This window comes from Pseudomonas sp. CFBP 8771, assembly GCF_014841695.1.
GTDB lineage: Bacteria > Pseudomonadota > Gammaproteobacteria > Pseudomonadales > Pseudomonadaceae > Aquipseudomonas > Aquipseudomonas baltica.
The window spans coordinates 236413-252885 of sequence record NZ_JACYUJ010000002.1 but is presented as its reverse complement, the minus strand read 5'-3'; the positions used below and the strand labels follow the sequence as shown (position 1 = coordinate 252885).

16 protein-coding genes are annotated in these 16473 nt (G+C 63.2%); 4 read left to right on the top strand and 12 right to left on the bottom strand.

What is annotated here, in order from left to right:
* Positions 1-80: 80 nt before the first annotated feature.
* On the bottom strand, positions 81-1535 hold the full coding sequence (gene pyk, locus IFT80_RS05745) for a pyruvate kinase (RefSeq protein WP_122479344.1): 1455 nt from the start codon (positions 1533-1535) through the stop codon (positions 81-83).
* 190 nt (positions 1536-1725) lie between these two features.
* Between pyk and IFT80_RS05740 the strand changes: the two genes are divergently transcribed.
* Positions 1726-2100, top strand: coding sequence for a tetratricopeptide repeat protein (locus tag IFT80_RS05740; RefSeq protein WP_056843377.1), 375 nt, complete (start codon positions 1726-1728; stop codon positions 2098-2100).
* A 122-nt stretch (positions 2101-2222) separates the two neighbouring features.
* On the top strand, positions 2223-2585 hold the full coding sequence (locus tag IFT80_RS05735; RefSeq protein WP_192137123.1) for a PilZ domain-containing protein: 363 nt from the start codon (positions 2223-2225) through the stop codon (positions 2583-2585).
* Positions 2586-2600: 15 nt separating this feature from the next.
* Here the strand turns inward: IFT80_RS05735 and IFT80_RS05730 are convergent, their stop codons facing one another.
* The 3 genes from IFT80_RS05730 to IFT80_RS05720 are packed head-to-tail and all read right to left on the bottom strand — an operon-like array spanning position 2601 to position 5739.
* Positions 2601-4448 (bottom strand): DUF4350 domain-containing protein, encoded by a 1848-nt coding sequence (locus IFT80_RS05730; RefSeq protein ID WP_192136955.1) that lies wholly within the window; start codon positions 4446-4448, stop codon positions 2601-2603.
* A gap of 47 nt (positions 4449-4495) precedes the next feature.
* Entirely contained in the window at positions 4496-5203 is a 708-nt protein-coding gene (locus IFT80_RS05725; RefSeq protein WP_192136954.1) for a 4'-phosphopantetheinyl transferase family protein, read from the bottom strand.
* Between the two features lie 41 nt (positions 5204-5244).
* On the bottom strand, positions 5245-5739 hold the full coding sequence (locus IFT80_RS05720) for a SprT family zinc-dependent metalloprotease (protein WP_122479342.1): 495 nt from the start codon (positions 5737-5739) through the stop codon (positions 5245-5247).
* Between the two features lie 164 nt (positions 5740-5903).
* Here IFT80_RS05720 and ttcA point away from each other — a divergent pair, with 164 nt between their 5' ends.
* Complete coding sequence (gene ttcA / locus IFT80_RS05715; protein WP_185793958.1) at positions 5904-6728, top strand: tRNA 2-thiocytidine(32) synthetase TtcA; 825 nt, start codon at positions 5904-5906, stop codon at positions 6726-6728.
* A 128-nt stretch (positions 6729-6856) separates the two neighbouring features.
* Here ttcA and IFT80_RS05710 read toward each other — a convergent pair whose 3' ends face one another.
* From IFT80_RS05710 to minC, 6 genes are all read right to left on the bottom strand, one after another.
* A complete protein-coding gene (locus tag IFT80_RS05710; RefSeq protein ID WP_192103918.1) occupies positions 6857-8995 on the bottom strand; it encodes a mechanosensitive ion channel family protein in 2139 nt (712 codons plus the stop codon).
* A 117-nt stretch (positions 8996-9112) separates the two neighbouring features.
* A complete protein-coding gene (locus IFT80_RS05705) occupies positions 9113-10402 on the bottom strand; it encodes a M18 family aminopeptidase (RefSeq protein ID WP_122479339.1) in 1290 nt (429 codons plus the stop codon).
* 123 nt (positions 10403-10525) lie between these two features.
* Complete coding sequence (locus IFT80_RS05700) at positions 10526-11161, bottom strand: RluA family pseudouridine synthase (RefSeq protein ID WP_122479338.1); 636 nt, start codon at positions 11159-11161, stop codon at positions 10526-10528.
* A 90-nt stretch (positions 11162-11251) separates the two neighbouring features.
* The gene (gene minE, locus IFT80_RS05695; RefSeq protein WP_122479337.1) at positions 11252-11506 is read right to left on the bottom strand and encodes a cell division topological specificity factor MinE; all 255 of its coding nucleotides are present in this window, start codon (positions 11504-11506) and stop codon (positions 11252-11254) included.
* A complete protein-coding gene (gene minD, locus IFT80_RS05690; protein WP_122479336.1) occupies positions 11506-12318 on the bottom strand; it encodes a septum site-determining protein MinD in 813 nt (270 codons plus the stop codon). Before minD ends, minE begins: the two co-directional genes overlap by 1 nt.
* 152 nt (positions 12319-12470) lie before the next feature.
* Positions 12471-13208 carry a septum site-determining protein MinC gene (gene minC, locus IFT80_RS05685; RefSeq protein ID WP_192136953.1) on the bottom strand — a complete coding sequence of 246 codons (738 nt, stop codon included), beginning with the start codon at positions 13206-13208 and terminating at the stop codon, positions 12471-12473.
* A 139-nt stretch (positions 13209-13347) separates the two neighbouring features.
* Between minC and IFT80_RS05680 the strand changes: the two genes are divergently transcribed.
* Positions 13348-14277 carry a lipid A biosynthesis lauroyl acyltransferase gene (locus IFT80_RS05680; RefSeq protein ID WP_122479334.1) on the top strand — a complete coding sequence of 310 codons (930 nt, stop codon included), beginning with the start codon at positions 13348-13350 and terminating at the stop codon, positions 14275-14277.
* Between the two features lie 107 nt (positions 14278-14384).
* Here IFT80_RS05680 and IFT80_RS05675 read toward each other — a convergent pair whose 3' ends face one another.
* Together IFT80_RS05675 and IFT80_RS05670 are read right to left on the bottom strand one after the other, a co-directional pair.
* Positions 14385-15164 (bottom strand): MlaA family lipoprotein, encoded by a 780-nt coding sequence (locus tag IFT80_RS05675; RefSeq protein WP_122479333.1) that lies wholly within the window; start codon positions 15162-15164, stop codon positions 14385-14387.
* Entirely contained in the window at positions 15157-16455 is a 1299-nt protein-coding gene (locus IFT80_RS05670; protein ID WP_122479332.1) for a serine/threonine protein kinase, read from the bottom strand. Before IFT80_RS05670 ends, IFT80_RS05675 begins: the two co-directional genes overlap by 8 nt.
* Positions 16456-16473 lie beyond the last annotated feature (18 nt).

Genomic DNA, 16473 nt, shown 5'->3' with positions numbered 1-16473 from the left:
GGCCACAGAGCGCTCCTACAGAAATGCAAAAGGCCCCGAGGTTTCAACCCCGGGGCCTTCGGTCTTGCAGCCAACGGCTATCAGTCGACCAGCGGGTCACCCACGTGCAGGATTTTCATCCCGTTCGTGCCACCCGTCTGTGCGTAGCTGTCGCCCTTGGTCAGGATGACCCAGTCGCCCTGTTGCACGATGCCCATCTCGAGCAGCTTGTCGATGGCAGCCTTGCTCACCTCGCTCGGCGGCAGAACGGCCGGATCGAAATCCACCGGGTAGACCCCGCGGAACATCGCGGCACGGGCCTGGGTAGCTCGCTGTGGCGAGAAGGCGAAGATCGGCACCGAAGAACGCAGGCGCGACATGATCAGCGAGGTGTAGCCGGTTTCCGTGAGCGCGATGATTGCCTTCACACCCGGGAAGTGGTTCGCCGTGTACATCGCAGCCAGCGCGATGCTTTCGTCGCAACGCTGGAACTGCGTGTACAGGCGATGGCTGGACTTCTTGCTGGTCGGATGCTTCTCGGCGCCGACGATGATCCGCGCCATGGCCTGCACGGCTTCGATCGGGTAGGAACCGGCAGCGCTTTCGGCCGAAAGCATCACGGCGTCGGTGTAATCGAGCACGGCGTTGGCCACGTCGGACACTTCGGCGCGGGTCGGCATCGGGTTCTGGATCATCGACTCCATCATCTGGGTCGCCACGATCACCGCCTTGTTGTTGCGGCGAGCGTGCTGGATGATCTTTTTCTGGATGCCGATCAGCTCGGCGTCGCCGATTTCCACTCCCAGGTCGCCGCGGGCCACCATGACCGCGTCACTGGCGCGGATCAGGCCGTCGAGGGTTTCGTCGTCGGCGACTGCTTCGGCGCGTTCGATCTTGGCCACCAGCCAGGCGGTACCGCCCGACTCGTCGCGCAACTGACGCGCGTATTCCATGTCCGACGCATCACGCGGGAAAGACACGGCCAGGTAGTCCAGGTCCATCTCGGCGGCAAGCTTGATGTCCGCCTTGTCTTTCTCGGTCAGGGCCGGTGCGGTCAGGCCACCACCGCGGCGGTTGATGCCCTTGTGGTCGGACAGCGGACCGCCGATCAGTACCGAGCAGTGCAGCGAGTCGGCGGTGGCGGTTTCCACGCGCATGACCACGCGGCCATCGTCGAGCAACAGTTCGTCGCCCACGCCGCAATCCTTGACCAGGTCCGGGTAGTCGATACCCACGACCTCCTGGTTGCCGTCGGTGAGCGGATGGCTGGTGGAGAAGGTGAAGCGGTCGCCGACCTTCAGTTCGATGCGTTTGTTGGTGAACTTGGCGATGCGGATCTTCGGACCTTGCAGGTCGCCGAGCAGGGCGACGTGACGCCCCAGGCGCGCGGCGATCTCGCGGATCAGACGGGCGCGAGCCTTGTGCTCATCCGGTGTACCGTGGGAAAAGTTCAGGCGAGCGACATCCAGACCAGCCTTGATCAGTTGTTCGATCACTTCCGGCGAGTTGGAGGCGGGGCCCAGGGTGGCAACGATTTTGGTACGGCGAACGGTCATGCACTGACTCCTTTATTGAAGCGCTGCCAAAGGCTACTCCTCAATTGCGCTGTAGTCATCGTTCCTCTGCACAACATGTCCAGGAATTGGCCGGGAGGATTTGCACGCACCGGCATCCAATGCCTGGGTATTGAAGATTCCCGGCAATGGGTCGATAAACCCTGATACCCCCCTGCGGCAGGAGAATCCCATGCGCGCGCTTGTATTGATTGCCCTGGCCATCGCCGTGTCAGGCTGCACCCGCTGGTCGATGGACCAGCACTTGAACAGCGCCTATCGCGCCTACGACGACGGCAACTGCGAGAAAGTCGTGCTGGAACTGTCCCAGGTCGACCGCAAGAGCCGGTCGCGGCCCTATGTGCAACCGGAGGTCTCGATGCTGCGTGGCCAGTGCCTGGAGCGCCAGAAGTTGTACGTCGATGCCGCCCAGACCTACCAGTACATCATCAACCGCTATCCCTCCAGCGAGTACGCCTACCGCGCCCAGGCGCGTCTGCAGACACTCGATCAACTGGGCCACGTGCGTCCGGGTGTGCCCGCGCAGCCACGGCCGGCGGCATTCTGAGGTAAATTTCCTGTACTCTGAAACGGCCTTGAAGAAGGCCTGGGCTACGCTGGACGAGTGGAGCTACGAAACGACAGAGGATGAACACGACACATATGCCGGATATCTACAGCAGGCCCATCATGTACACCGAGCGTCGGATCGAGCGGCATCAACTGCCGTACTACCTCAAGGTCTACAACCGTCACACCGGTCGTGCCATGGGCTACATGGGCAACGTGTCGGATGTCGGGCTGATGCTGATCAGCGAGCTGCCGTTGCTGGTCGGGCCGGTGTTCGAACTGCAGGTGAAAATCCCTTCGGTCGAAGGCGAGCCCAAGCTCATCGACCTCTCGGCGCAGTGCCTGTGGTGCCATGAAGACGCCACGCCGGGGCACTACGATTCGGGCTTCGAGCTGCAGGGCCAGGTGCCCACCGAGCTCCTCAAGCTGGTCGACGCGCTGCGTCAGTATTTCACGTTCCATCCCCATGGCACGTCGGCCTGACGGGTCATCCAGGGTTCAGGTACGCGGCTGCCGCAGGCTTCGATAGCGCATCAGCGATTCTGCGGCGATCTCGCCAGGCCATGCGTCCACGACATTCACGCCGCCTGCGGCCAGCCGATCATGCAGGCGCTGGCGCAACAACAGGCGCTGCATCACTCCGCAGTAGAGCAGTGCTTCGCGGCGGGTTCGGACTGGCTGTTGACGCAGGCGCTCGAGTGCTTCGTCGCGCAGACTGGCCAGCAATACCGGCCAGCGCTGCGCGGCCCTGCTCAACGCCAGGGGCAAGGTCGATTCGATCCCGGCATGAAAGCCGGTCACCATCACCAGCAGTGCGTAGTCGTGTTCGTCGCGGTGCAGGGCATCCAGGACCGTGGCGGGATCGCCGTCTATCGGGCAGGGCTCGAGCTGCGCGAGCGCTTCAACCAGGCGCTGCAACTGTTCGGCGCCGGGTTGCGGTTTCAAGTGTACGGGCGACGTGCTGGAAGACACGTGCAGGCCGACGGCGAATCCGTCAGCCAGTACTGTTTCGCCCAGTTGCAGGCAAGCGTGTACGGCGTGTTTCAGGTCGCTTGAGTGGGCACCCGGGTGACTGGACCAGGCACCACACTCGAGCAGGATCATCACCGCCCGTTCGGCCGGCACGGCGGACGGCCCGACCGTCCCCACTGCAGCAGCGACGGGGTGGCCGATCCGGGCAGCGGCCGACATTGGCCCCAGGCTGTCCCGCAAGCTTTGCAATTGCGCCACGGTGCGGGTGAACACTCGAGCGGGCATCCGCCGACCGCGCACGGGCATCAGTGCGGCACCGATGCTGCGGGTCGATTGCTGCGAGAGTTGGGCCAGCACCTGCCATTGCTCGGCCACTGCAAGCGCGTCGAAGCCCGGATGGTGCAGGCAGGCACGCTGCAGCAGGTCTCGCTGCAGGGCGGCCAACACTTCTCTCGGCCCCAGCTCGCGCAGGGATCGACGTCCTTGCTCACGAATGCCCCGCAACTGACTTCGGTCCAGCAGGTTCGGCGCACGGTGCGGCCGCTGTCGCGTCCTCATCCACCACAGGCCCGGCACGGCTGCCAGAAGCAGCGCGGCAAACACCCACAGCGCGTATCGCCCAGGCGGCTCAGGCACCGGCTCGAACACCCAGGTCACTTCGCTGCCCTGATTCAGGTACCACAGCAGCCAGGCATTGTCGTAGCGCTGGATCTGCTCGTCGGTCCACAGGCGGGCATCGCTGACCAGGGTGATGAGGCCCTCGCCGTAGGCCATCTGCATCAGATGCGTGGCGCCGTTGCTGTTGGCCCAGGACTGGACCTTGCCGGTCGGGTCATCCAGATGGCGTTGCGTGTCGAAACCCATGTAGGCCGGCGCCGATTCGTCTTCCAGATAGAGCTTGGTCAGCGAAGGGTAGTCGTCGCCCGCCGCAGGCGGCAGTTGCGGCAACTGCGAGCTCGACTGCACGCGAATCTGCAGGCGATCGAGCAAAGCGTCCCCACTGCTGGCGCGGGCCTCGTCCCACAAGGCGTCGGCGACCGCCAGCAGGCGTCCGCCACGCTGTACCCAGCCCAGCAGACGGTCGACTTGCTGGGCCGACAGCGGTGTTTGCCGGTGCAGCAGCATCAGGCTGTGGCCGCGTGCAGGCAGCGTGTCCAGTTCATCCCAAGTGGTTGTCGCATGGTTGGCCAGCCCTTGTGCCTGGAGAAAGTCCCGGGCACCTCGATAGGGCGTACTCACCGACGGCTGTGAAGCGAGGATTCGCGCGATGGATTGCCGTGCAGCCTGGCTGTTCAGCGTCTGATCGAGCAGACGCGGGCTGTCGAGATCGGCGGCGCCGGAGAGGCCGGCCCACAGCGCCAGTGCAACCAGCAAAGCCGCTGCACGCCGAGCACGCCGAGCACGCTGCCGTCGGGGTGGTCTCAACGGACCGCCACCAGGCTCAACAGCTGCCCATCGAGCCAGGCGAACTGCCCGTCGATTTCGAATCCGCTGGCGAACTGCGGTGACAGATCGATCAACAGGCGCAGGCGTGCCTGCCCTTGGGCAGACCAATGCAGCACTTCGGCATGTTCGAAATAGAAGCGCTTGCCTACCAGCGGATACAGCGCCTTGAACAGGCTTTCCTTGAGGGAGAACGTCAGGGTCACCACCATGGCCACCTGGTTCGGGTCCATCCGGGCCTGCTCGTCCCGGGTCAGTATTTCCGCGCGCAGCCGTTCGGCGCGCGCCAGCGGCAGCAGGCTCTCGATATCCAGGCCCAGTCCCTGGCAGTCATCGCGGCTGGCGACCACGGCTGCGGCCCGACCGCTGCCATGGGTAATCGACCCTACGGTCTGTTCAGGCCAGATCGGCGCGCGGTCGGCGCCGATGACCGGCACCTGCGCTTCGCCGGTGAGGGCCAGCAGTGCCTCGCGTGCGCAGACACGCCCAGCCAGGTACTCGGCCTGGCGCTTGGCCACCGAACGCTGGATCGACGCAGGCGGCACGATGCCGCACCGCGCGAAATCCTCGGTCGTGAACGCGCTGTGCTCGAAACGGTTGCTGAACAACCTTGCGCCGGGCACCGATTCAGGCAGTGGCCAGTGCTGGCGCAGATCGCTCAGGCAAGCGGGGAGGGCTGTATTCATGTGCGCATTCTGCCCAGCCTCGTCGTGCAAGGGAATGACGATCATTGCACGCGCGTTTCACCGCTGAATACCAGGGTCTGGCGGCACCGCCGGCACAGGTAGCGGCGGCCTTTGCCAACCATGCCGTGGCGCTGGGCCGAAAAGGCGAAGTCGCCGTCGGCGCAGGGGCATTTGTAGAGGTAACGGATAACCTGGCGACGTTTCACCGCATAGCTGTGGCAACGGTGGGGTGTCAGCTCGTAGACACCGCGCATGATCAGTTGCCATTCCTCGCCATGGGGCGCAATGCGGTCGCCGAACAACTGATGGGCGACCAGGTGCGCGACTTCGTGGGGCACGGTCTGCCTGAGGAAGTCCTCGGTGTTCTCGCGGTAGAGCTGTGGATTGAAGCGCAGCAGGTTTTCATGCAGGTGCGCGACACCGGCTTTCTGCCCGCGCAGCTTGGTGCTGACCACCGGGCGCCGGAAAGGCCGCTTGAAAAACAGTTCGGCCTGGCAGAAGCAGGCTTCGACGCGTTGATTGAGTTGCTCGGGCATTCTTTGACACACTCCAGATGCGCCGATTATGCCGCAACGTCCAGGCATTGCCGAGCCACCCGTCGGTACCACGCGTAGGTATCGCTTGCCGCGGCGCTACACCCAATACATCAAAGCGCGTAAAATGCCCGGCTTTTGTCACACACCTCGCGGATCCTGTCGCCATGGGCACTCTTTCGGTCAACCAGAACAAATTGCAGAAACGCCTTCGCCGGCTGGCCGGTGAAGCCGTCGCCGACTACAACATGATCGAAGACGGCGACAAGGTCATGGTCTGTCTTTCGGGTGGCAAGGACAGCTACACGATGCTCGATGTGCTCCTGCACCTGCAGAAGGTGGCGCCCATCGCTTTCAGCATCGTCGCCGTGAACATGGACCAGAAGCAGCCGGGCTTCCCCGAGCAGGTGCTGCCGGCCTACCTGGAACAGCTGGGCGTGGAGTACCACATCGTCGAGAAGGACACCTATTCGGTGGTCAAGGAGCTGATCCCCGAAGGCAAGACCACCTGCTCGCTGTGCTCGCGCCTGCGTCGCGGCACCCTGTACAACTTCGCCGACCAGATCGGTGCAACCAAGATGGCCCTGGGGCACCACCGCGACGATATCGTCGAGACGTTCTTCCTCAACATGTTCTTCAATGGCTCGCTCAAGGCCATGCCGCCCAAGCTGCTTGCCGACGACGGGCGCAACGTGGTGATCCGGCCGTTGGCTTACTGCCACGAGAAGGACATCCAGGCCTACTCCAACTTCAAGCAGTTCCCGATCATTCCCTGCAACCTATGCGGTTCCCAGGAAAACCTGCAACGCCAGGTGGTCAAGGACATGCTGGTTGACTGGGAGCGCAAGACGCCCGGCCGCACCGACAGCATCTTCCGCAGCCTGCAGAACGTGATGCCATCGCAGTTGGCCGACCGCAACCTGTTCGACTTTCACAACCTGCGCATTGATGACAGCGCGCCGGTGCGGATCGCCAATGTGGTGAATCTGTAGCATCGCGGCGCCCCTTTCGCGGCCGATGACCGCTCCTACGGGAGATCTGGATCGCCGTAGGAGCGGCCATCGGCCGCGAAAGCCTAGACCCCCTGTAGGAGCGGTCAGTGGCCGCGAAGGGCGCCCCGCTATTTCTCGCCAACCGCCCCTGCCGTGATCACCTGCACACTCAGGCGCGGCGTCGCCAGGTCCAGCCCGGCCTCGTCCATCTGCCGCTTGAGTGCCAGGTTGAAGGCCCGCGACACCTCCCACTGCTTGATCGGGCCGGTCTTGAACCGCGCCCGCAGGATCGCCGTGCCCGACTCGAAGCTCTCCACGCCCTGAAACTCCAGCGGCGACCAGATATCGCGCCGATGCAACGGATCGCTGCGCATCTTCTGGCCCACTTCGCGCATCATCTTGATGGCGTCGTCGATGCCCATGCTGTAGGGCACCGCCACGCGGAAGATGGCATAGCCGAATTCCCGCGAGTAGTTCTTGATGCTCTTGATTTCGCTGAACGGAATGGTGTGCACGATGCCGTCGATGTCGCGCAGGCGCACGGTACGGATGGTCAGGCCTTCCACAGTGCCCAGGTGCCCACCTACATCCACGTAGTCATCGATGGCCAGGGAATCCTCGATGATAATGAACAGCCCGGTGATCAGATCCGCCACCAGCGACTGCGCGCCAAAACCGATGGCCAGGCCGATCACACCCGCACCCGCCAGCAGTGGCGTGACGTTCATGCCCATGTTGGCCAGGGCAATGATCGCCGCAATGATGAAAATGGTCACGAACAGCACGTTGCGAATCAGCGGCATCATGGTCTGCGCGCGCGCATTGGCCATGCCCTTGCGCGAGCGCGTGAGGGCATGGTGGATACCGGTGTCAGCCAGGATCCACACCAGCCAGGCGAAGATCAGCGTGCCCACCAGGCTGGCCAGGCGCACCGAGATCTCGTGGCCATCGCCTTCGGTGAAGCCGATCAGCGACATGCCCCACACGCGCAGCCCCAGATCGATGAAAACCACCCAGATCAGCAGGTGCATCAAGGTGTAGGCAAAGTGACTCAAGCGCTCTGAATACAAGGCATGACGCCGCGGGCCCTTGGGCGGGCGCAGGGCGTGACGCCGGATCAGGCCATTGATGACCATGCACAGGATCAACAGCACCGCACACATCAGCGACTGGCGCAGGGCCGTGCTGGTGTCGCCGGCCGAGAAGAACGTGGCGAACAGCGAGATGCCGACCAGCACCAGCGCCGGCAGGTACCAGAAGCTGCCGAGGATCTCGATGGTGTCGCTCAAGGCTCGTCGGGTCAGGCGCCGCGACAGCGGCTGGTTGCGGATCAGGTGGGCGATGGGCCGGCGAAAGCGCAGGATGAACAGCCCGGTCGACAGTGCCGCCAGCACATTGGCCAGGGTCGCGGCGCTGTGTGCCAGGTGCTGGCCGAGCGCAGCGACCATCCGTGGGTCGCTCAACGCCTCGCCGAAGGCGGCGAAACTGCCGATCAGCCACAGGGGGCGAAACGCACGGTGACGCAGGATGTTCAGCGCGCGGTGTCGATGGGGTCCGTCGAGCAGGGAAAACGCGATCACGCAAATCGCGGAAAACAGTGTGCCGACCACCAGCGCGTAGGCCATCACCATCGCCAGGCTCTTGCCCAATGAAGAGGGCAGGGCGTAGCCCACATAAACGGTAATGACCAGCGCCACCAGCCAGGGCCCGAGCTTGCGCAAGGCAAAGCGCAGCAGGTCGAGGGTACGCGGATGCTGCGGCAACTCTTCCGACAGACCAAAGCGCACACGCACGCGATGACCGATCCAGATCAAACTGTAGGCAAGCAGGCTCCACACCAGAATGATCAACAGAAATGCGCCGATGATCGGCGGCCATTCGGCCATCGGCAGGGCCAGCGCCTCTAGCTCTTCATGGGCCAGGGCGACTTCCGCGCCCCAGCGCTGAAACGGACTGTTATCGCCGGAAAACTGCTGGTCGACGTGCGCCAGGGCACTGCCGATCATGCCCAGCACGCCCTGCTCGGCCGCAGGTTGGGCTTGCCGGGTGCTGTCCCGCAGTTTTTTCAGGTCGCTCAGCAGGCGCGTGCGCTGCTGTTCGTTTTCCAGGGTCTGGATCACCTGATCCAGGGACTGACCCAGGGGTTGGGCAGGTTGCTCGGCGGGTTTCTCCGAACTTCCCCCCAGCAATCCAGGCAAGGCAACGGCCTGGGCGGTGATCGGCAGTAGCATCAGGACTGCAAGCGCCAGGCGCAGGAAAAGGGCCATCAGTGGAATCACCTGTAGATCGGTGTTTGCGTGGTCCGCCCTGTGCCCGCCGAGGGCCGACCACGAAGAGTGTAAACGTGAGCGTCACCTGCGTGCCGGCCGCTCACGTGCGTGCTGCTAGGGCAGCTCGTTGCTGGCATAGAACGCGCCCAGTACCTTCACCAGATGCGCCAGGTCATGGCTGCCGGCAAGCTCGCGAATCGAATGCATGGCAAACGTCGGCAAGCCGATGTCGACGGTCCTGATGCCCAGGTGGCTGGCGGTGATCGGGCCGATGGTCGAACCGCAACCCATGTCGCTGCGTACCACGAAGCTTTGCACCGGTACTTCCACGGCCATGCACAGGTGGCGGAAGAACCCCGCCGTTTCGCTGTTGGTGGCGTAGCGCTGGTTGCTGTTGACCTTGATCACCGGCCCGGCATTGAGTTTGGGCCCGTGGTTGGCGTCGTGCTTGTCGGCGTAGTTGGGGTGAACACCGTGGGCATTGTCGGCCGACACCAGCAGCGAACGCTGGATGCTGCGTACATACTCGTCGCCCTCGGGCAGCAGGCGCTGCAGGACCTGTTCGAGCATCGGCCCGTCGGCGCCACAGGCCGAACTGGAACCGATCTCTTCATGGTCGGTACACACCAGCACGCAGCTTTCATCGCCCTGAGCATCGAGCAGGGCCTGCAGGCCTGCATAACAGGACAGCAGGTTGTCGAGCCGCGCGCCGGCGATGAAATCACCGTGCAGGCCAATCACCGCAGCACTTTGCGTGTCGTAGAAGCTGAGCTCGTAATCCAGCACCACGTCGGCATTGAGCCCGTGTTCGCGTGCCAATTGCTCGGTCAGCAGCGCACGGAAATCGACCCGCTCGTCACCGGCCACCTGAGCCAGCACGGGTGGTAGTTCGTTCTGTGCGTTGATCGCCCAGCCCAGGTTGGCCTCGCGGTTGAGATGAATGGCCAGGTTGGGCACCACGGCAATCGGCAGGCGGAAATCGATCAGCTGGCTTTCGACCTTGCCGTCACGGCGAAAGGTGACCCGCCCGGCCAGCGACAGATCGCGGTCGAACCAGGGCGCCAGCAACGCACCGCCATAGACTTCGACGCCCAGCTGGAAGAAGCCCTGGCGCTGCAACTCGGGTTGCGGCTTCACGCGCAGGCAGGGGCTGTCGGTGTGAGCGCCAACCAGGCGCAAGCCGCTCAGCAGCGGCGAATGCTTGCCCAGCCTGACGGCAATGATCGAGGAATCGTTGCGCGTTACGTAGTAGCGCCCACCGGGCACCGTGTTCCAGCTCTCGCGCTCGTCCAGCCGCTGGTAACCGGCTGCTTCGAGGCGGCGAGCCAGCGTCGCGGTGGCGTGGAATGGGGTAGGGGAGGCCTTGAGAAAATCGATCAGGCCTTGGTTCAAAGCTTCACGCATAGAAAACTCCAGACAGCAATGCCACCGAGTTTACCCGATTGCCCACCCGTGTGGCTGCTGCTCCCACACAGGACCTGGCATACCGGCAGGAGCGGTCATCGGCCGCGAAAGCCTCACCGCTGTTCAGAAGGGTGCGGCGCACTCGAATTTCATCCGCTCGCCCGTCACCGGATGGGTAAACGCCAGCATGCTGGCATGCAGGCAAAGCCGCTCGTGTGCCTGCAACGCCTCGGGGTGGGCATACAGCCGGTCACCCAGCAGCGGATGACCGATCGACAACAGGTGCACGCGCAATTGGTGGGAACGCCCGGTGATCGGCGTCAGCTCCACGCGACACCACTCGCCGCAGCGCTCCAGCACCTTCCAGAAGGTCAGCGCATGCTTGCCGTGCTCGTGATCCACCACGTGCCGTGGCTTGGTCGGCGGATCGTAGCGCAGCGGCAGGTCGACACTGCCACTGTCCAGCGCAGGCTGGCCCCAGGCCAGGGCGGTATAGGCTTTTTCCGTCTCGCGGTCGTGGAACTGACGGGACAGCTCGCGGTGGCTGTCGGCATCGCGCGCCAGCAGAATGATGCCGCTGGTTTCCCAGTCCAGGCGATGCACGATGCGCGCCTCGGGGAAGCCGTTTTCCTGCAGGCGGGTGATCAGGCAGTCCTTGTTGTCGTCGGCGCGCCCGGGCACCGACAACAACAGGGTCGGCTTGTCGATGACCAGCACGGCGGCGTCCTGGTGGATGATGCGAATGTTCGACAACGGCATGAAAGGTCTATCTCTCAGAAACGCCAACGGCGGCGCGTCGACCCTTTTCAGCAAAGGGCCGGCGGGCCGCCGTGGAGCCGAGCGCAGGGCTCAGCGGTCGGGCAGGGTAATGTTCAATTCCAGAATCGAGCAGCTACCCTGATTCTCGAGCGCAACCTGTACCTGGTCGCTCTCGATGTTCACATACTTGCGAATCACTTCCACCAGCTCTTTCTGCAGAGCCGGCAGGTAGTCAGGGGTAGTGCGTTGGCCGCGTTCATGCGCCACGATGATCTGTAGACGCTCTTTCGCGACCGACGCGGTATTGCCTTTCTTGCGGTCACGAAAGAAGTCGAAAATATTCATTAGCGACCTCCAAACAGGCGCTCGACCCAGTTCTTCTTCTTGAAATCAAGGAAGCGGTGGGGCTTTTCCTTGCCCAGCAAACGGTCGACGGCATCGCTGTACGCCTGGCCGGCGTCGCTCTGGTCGTCGAAAATCACCGGCGTACCCGAGTTGGACGCCTTGAGCACTGCTTCGGATTCCGGAATCACGCCCAGCAGGCGGATGGCCAGGATTTCCTCGACGTCTTCCACGCCCAGCATCTCGCCGCGGCTGACGCGCTCGGGGCTGTAGCGGGTGATCAGCAGGTGTTCCTTGATCGGATCCTCGCCGTTCTCGGCGCGTCGCGACTTGCTCGCCAACAGGCCAAGCATGCGGTCCGAGTCGCGTACCGAGGACACCTCGGGGTTGGTCACCACGATTGCTTCGTCGGCGAAATACATGGCCAGGTGAGCACCTTTCTCGATGCCTGCCGGGGAGTCGCACAGAATGTAGTCGTGGGTCTTGGACAGCTCGGTGATGATCTTCTCGACGCCTTCCTTGGTCAGGGCGTCCTTGTCGCGCGTCTGGCTGGCAGCCAGGATGAAGAGGTTCTCGACGCGCTTGTCCTTGATCAGGGCCTGCTGCAGGGTCGCTTCACCGTTCACCACGTTGACGAAGTCGTACACCACGCGGCGTTCGCAGCCCATGATGAGGTCAAGGTTACGCAGGCCGACGTCGAAGTCGATGATGACGGTTTTGTGGCCGCGCAGTGCGAGGCCGGTGCCGATGGCGGCGCTGGTGGTGGTCTTGCCCACACCACCCTTGCCGGATGTAACCACTAGAATCTTGGCCAAGGTGTATCACCCCTACTTAAAAAGGGACTGTTAATCCCCGAGAAAACATGACTTCAAAACATCGGCGGACTGCATGTGTCTGCGGTACCGGAAGCGTACCGCTCGACAACCGCGCTATTTGAAAGTTGCGCTGAAAATGGCGGCAGTATCCGTTAAAGACGGGTGATGTTCAACACATCCCCCGATAAGCTCACCTGAACGGGCGCACCCCACAGCGGGTCGCGACGCAGGTCTTCGGAGACCTTGTACTGCCCGGCGATGGAAAGCAGTTCGGCGCCCAGTTGCTGACAGAAGATGCGGGCCTTGCGGTCGCCCTTGATGCCCGCCAGGGCGCGGCCACGCATCGGGCCGTACACATGAATGTTGCCATCGGCCAGCAGTTCGGCACCCGAGCTCACCGAGCTGATCACCACCAGGTCGCAGCCCTGAGCGTAGATCTGCTGGCCGCCACGGATCGGCGTGGTGATCACGCGAGTCGGCTGGATCAAGGGCTCTGGAGGCTTTTCCGGAAGCTTCTCGGGCTTGCGCTCTTCGACTTCCAGCGGTCGTTCGCGGGCACCCGAGGGTGGCAGCACCGGCAAGTCGATGGCGATTGCCGCCGCGATGTCTTCGATGCGGCTGGCACGCAGCGCCAGGGTCCGCAGGCCATGATGACGGCAGATGCGCATCAGGCCCGGCAGGTCGATGCTGCCTTGGTTGGCGGGCAGTTTGTCCAGCGCCAGCACCAGCGGCGTGTTGCTGAAGAAGTTCGGGGCCTGCGCGACCTTGGCCGCCAACTGGCGGTCGAGGCCGGCAAGATCGTTCTTCGCCAACTCAAGCACGGTGATGGCGAGCATGCTGCCCTTGAGTTGGAACACAGGTTCCTGGTCTAGCTGATCGGTCTGGCTCATGGTCGGCAAAACGCGCCTTGTAACTAAAAAAAGTGCCGAGACTTATAGCGAGAACCACCTTCCCCTGCAAGCCGCGACGCAGCGATGGGTGGTCAACCCATGTAGAATGCCCCGCCTTGTTGCCTGTTCGGAATCGTCAATGGACCGCCCGCGTTTTCGCCGATCTTTTCTTCATCCGCGCTTCTGGCCCCTGTGGCTGGGGCTCGGCGCGTTGTGGCTGGTCGTGCAATTGCCGTATCGCGCCTTGCTCAGGCTGGGCCGCTGGCTGGGGATGGGCATGTACCGCGTGGCCAGCGAACGTCGCCGCGTGGCGGCGCGCAACCTCGAGTTGTGCTTCCCGCAGATGCCGCCCGTCGAAAGAAAACGCCTGCTCAAGGAAAACTTCGCATCCACCGGCATCGCATTCTTCGAAATGGCCATGAGCTGGTGGTGGCCACAGGCGCGCCTGGCAAGGCTGGCGCACATCGAAGGGCTCGAACACCTGCAGGCGGCGCAACGTGAGGGCGAGGGCGCGATTCTGATGGCGCTGCATTTCACCACCCTGGAAATCGGCGCAGCGTTGCTGGGCCAGCGCCACACCATCGACGGCATGTACCGCGAGCATCGCAATGCACTGTTCGATTTCGTCCAGCGCCAGGGCCGCGAACGGCACAATCCCGATTCGCTGGCGGTAGAACGCGAGGACGTGCGCGGGATGATCAAGCTGCTGCGCAAGGGCCGCGCTATCTGGTACGCACCCGATCAGGACTATGGCGCCAAGCAGAGCATCTTCGTGCCGCTGTTCGGTATCGAGGCGGCCACGGTGACGGCTACCACGCATTTCGCCCGGCTGGGCAAGGCACGGGTCATCCCGTTCACGCAACGGCGACTGGAAGACGGCTCTGGCTATCGGCTGGTTTTGCATCCACCGCTGCAGGGGTTCCCCGGCGAGAGCGAAGCGGCCGATGCCTTGCGCATCAACCAGTGGGTGGAACAGGCCGTGACCGAATGCCCCGAGCAGTACCTGTGGGCCCATCGCCGCTTCAAGTCGCGGCCAGTCGGCGCACCGAAACTGTACGAGAAGCGCTGAGCGGGGTGGGGTGGACGAACCAGCGTCGACCCCGCTCTCACAATCGCCTGAAGCTCAGCTCTCGTAGGAGCGGTTGATACCCGCGAAGAGGCCCGTGCGCGATGCGCTTACTCGGCGATCTGCAGCTTGCGCGACTCGGTGTACACGTAACGCACCTTCTCGTACTCGAACGGCGAGTTCAGCTGACCGTAGCGGAAGCTGTTGCTGTAGCGCCGATCCACGGCACGCAACGCCCACAACTCTGGATGATTGCTGCTGACCTCGGACACATTGAGGAAATTGATCTGGTTCTCGACGGCGAAGTCGAACACCAGGCCGGTGGTGTCGCGCAGGTTGGACGGCCCCAGGATCGGCAAGACCAGGTAGGCGCCGTTCGGCACACCGTAGAAGCCCAGGGTCTGGCCGAAGTCTTCGGCCTGCTTCTGCAGGCCGAACCAGGTGGCCGGGTCCCACAGGCCCGCCACGCCCAGCGTGGTGTTCACCAACAACCGTCCAGATGTATCCAGGGCACGCTTGCCCTTGAACTGCAGCAGGCTGTTGACCAGGCTCGGCACTTCGCCCAGGTTGCTGAAGAAGTTGCTCACCCCGGTGCGCAGGAACGACGGCGTGATGTACGTATAGCCGTTGACCACCGGCAGGAATACCCACTCGTCGAAACGATAGTTGAAGTGATACAGGCGCCGGTTCAGGTTTTCCAACGGGTCGTAGACGTTCAGCGCCGTGAGCGTGGAGCGCTCGAACTCGCGCTGGTCCAGGCCCGGGTTGAACTTGAGTACCTGCAACGGTTGCTTGAAGCCGTCGCTGTCGACCTTCTGGACGGTGCTGTCGTCGGCCTGGGCAACGCCTGCGCACAGCAGCGTTGCCATCAACAGGAATGTTCTAGCCACGGAAGAACTCCAGCATAGCGTCGCTGTTGACGCGGTAATTGAGGTTGCCGCAATGGCCGCCATAAGGGTAAACGGTCAGGCGATCGCCAAAGGTCTTGCGCAAAAAGCCCAGGTCGCCAGGGCCCAGGATCACATCGTCGGCGTTGTGCATGACGCTGATCTTGGTGCTGTTCTGCAAGTAGTCCTTGATGCCATACAGGCTCACCTGATCCACCAGCTGCAGCAGGCTGCCACCGTCGGTGCGGGCGCGCCACATCGGAATCACCTGCTCGGTCAGGTAGCAGTCGAAGTCGCACTGCAGCGCCCGGCGCAGGAACGGCGTGAGGCTGGTGCCTTCGCTGATCGGATACTTGGGCGGCGTGATCAGCCCGCGGCGGTTGATCAGGTCGGAGGTGAAGGCGATGTCGGCAGCCGAGAACCGGAACGAGGTGCCGATCAGCATGGCCATCTGCTCGTTGGAAAGGTGCTGCTTGGACTGCTGGAAATCGTAGAGCAGCGCATCGTTGAGGTCGATATAGCCCTTCTGCTGGAAGTAGCGCGTCAGCTTGTTGAGGACCAGCTCGTAGAACGTCGTGCTGTTGTTGATGCCCTTGACCTGGGTCTGCACCAACTTGTCGAGGTTGGTGATCGAGGTGTACAGATTGACCGGCGGGTTGAGCAGCAGCACTTTCTTGAAGTTGAAACTGCGGCGGGTTTCATCCAGCTGGCTGACGAACGCGGCGTCCAGCGCGCCCAGGCTGTACCCGGTCAGGTAGAAATCAGTGATCGGCAACTTCGGATGCTGGGCACGCACGCCCTGCATGACCCGGTACAGGTCTTCGGCATCTTCGCGGGTCACGCCCGGAGTGGCGAAGCGCGACGCGGCGCTGATGAAGTCGAAGCTGGTGGGTGAGGACAGCTGCACCACGTGGTAGCCGGCCTGGTAATACAGCTTTTTCAGGTATTCGTTGAGCGAACTGCTGTAGGGCGCACCGGTGCCGGCAATGAGGAAGATCAGCGGCGCGGCATGGTCCTGCTGGGCCAGGCGATAGCGCAGCTTCTTCACGGCCCAGAAATTGTCCGGCAGGATGAACTCTCGCTCCGGGCGCACGTTGAGGCTGTAGTCGGCCTGATCGATGTCTTCGTCCAGGGGCAGCTTGGGCCGTAGCTCCGGCGGTGTCGAAGCGATCGTGGCCTCGAACGGGTTGGTGAGCGGATAGCCATAGGTGGCGGGGTCGATATCCTTCGCCAACGCGGACGCACTCATGATGAGGCCGCCAAGCAGGGCAGCGAAGCGCAATGATCGGAGCATGACGGAGTCCCTAGAGGA

What these genes read in the sequence shown, in the direction of transcription:
- pyk (WP_122479344.1), bottom strand. Translation starts at nt 1,535, where the DNA reads ATGACCGTTCGCCGTACCAAAATCGTTGCCACCCTGGGCCCCGCCTCC.
- IFT80_RS05740 (WP_056843377.1), top strand. Translation starts at nt 1,726, where the DNA reads ATGCGCGCGCTTGTATTGATTGCCCTGGCCATCGCCGTGTCAGGCTGC.
- IFT80_RS05735 (WP_192137123.1), top strand. Translation starts at nt 2,223, where the DNA reads ATGTACACCGAGCGTCGGATCGAGCGGCATCAACTGCCGTACTACCTC.
- IFT80_RS05725 (WP_192136954.1), bottom strand. Translation starts at nt 5,203, where the DNA reads ATGAATACAGCCCTCCCCGCTTGCCTGAGCGATCTGCGCCAGCACTGG.
- IFT80_RS05720 (WP_122479342.1), bottom strand. Translation starts at nt 5,739, where the DNA reads ATGCCCGAGCAACTCAATCAACGCGTCGAAGCCTGCTTCTGCCAGGCC.
- ttcA (WP_185793958.1), top strand. Translation starts at nt 5,904, where the DNA reads ATGGGCACTCTTTCGGTCAACCAGAACAAATTGCAGAAACGCCTTCGC.
- IFT80_RS05710 (WP_192103918.1), bottom strand. Translation starts at nt 8,995, where the DNA reads ATGGCCCTTTTCCTGCGCCTGGCGCTTGCAGTCCTGATGCTACTGCCG.
- IFT80_RS05705 (WP_122479339.1), bottom strand. Translation starts at nt 10,402, where the DNA reads ATGCGTGAAGCTTTGAACCAAGGCCTGATCGATTTTCTCAAGGCCTCC.
- IFT80_RS05700 (WP_122479338.1), bottom strand. Translation starts at nt 11,161, where the DNA reads ATGCCGTTGTCGAACATTCGCATCATCCACCAGGACGCCGCCGTGCTG.
- minE (WP_122479337.1), bottom strand. Translation starts at nt 11,506, where the DNA reads ATGAATATTTTCGACTTCTTTCGTGACCGCAAGAAAGGCAATACCGCG.
- minC (WP_192136953.1), bottom strand. Translation starts at nt 13,208, where the DNA reads ATGAGCCAGACCGATCAGCTAGACCAGGAACCTGTGTTCCAACTCAAG.
- IFT80_RS05680 (WP_122479334.1), top strand. Translation starts at nt 13,348, where the DNA reads ATGGACCGCCCGCGTTTTCGCCGATCTTTTCTTCATCCGCGCTTCTGG.
- IFT80_RS05670 (WP_122479332.1), bottom strand. Translation starts at nt 16,455, where the DNA reads ATGCTCCGATCATTGCGCTTCGCTGCCCTGCTTGGCGGCCTCATCATG.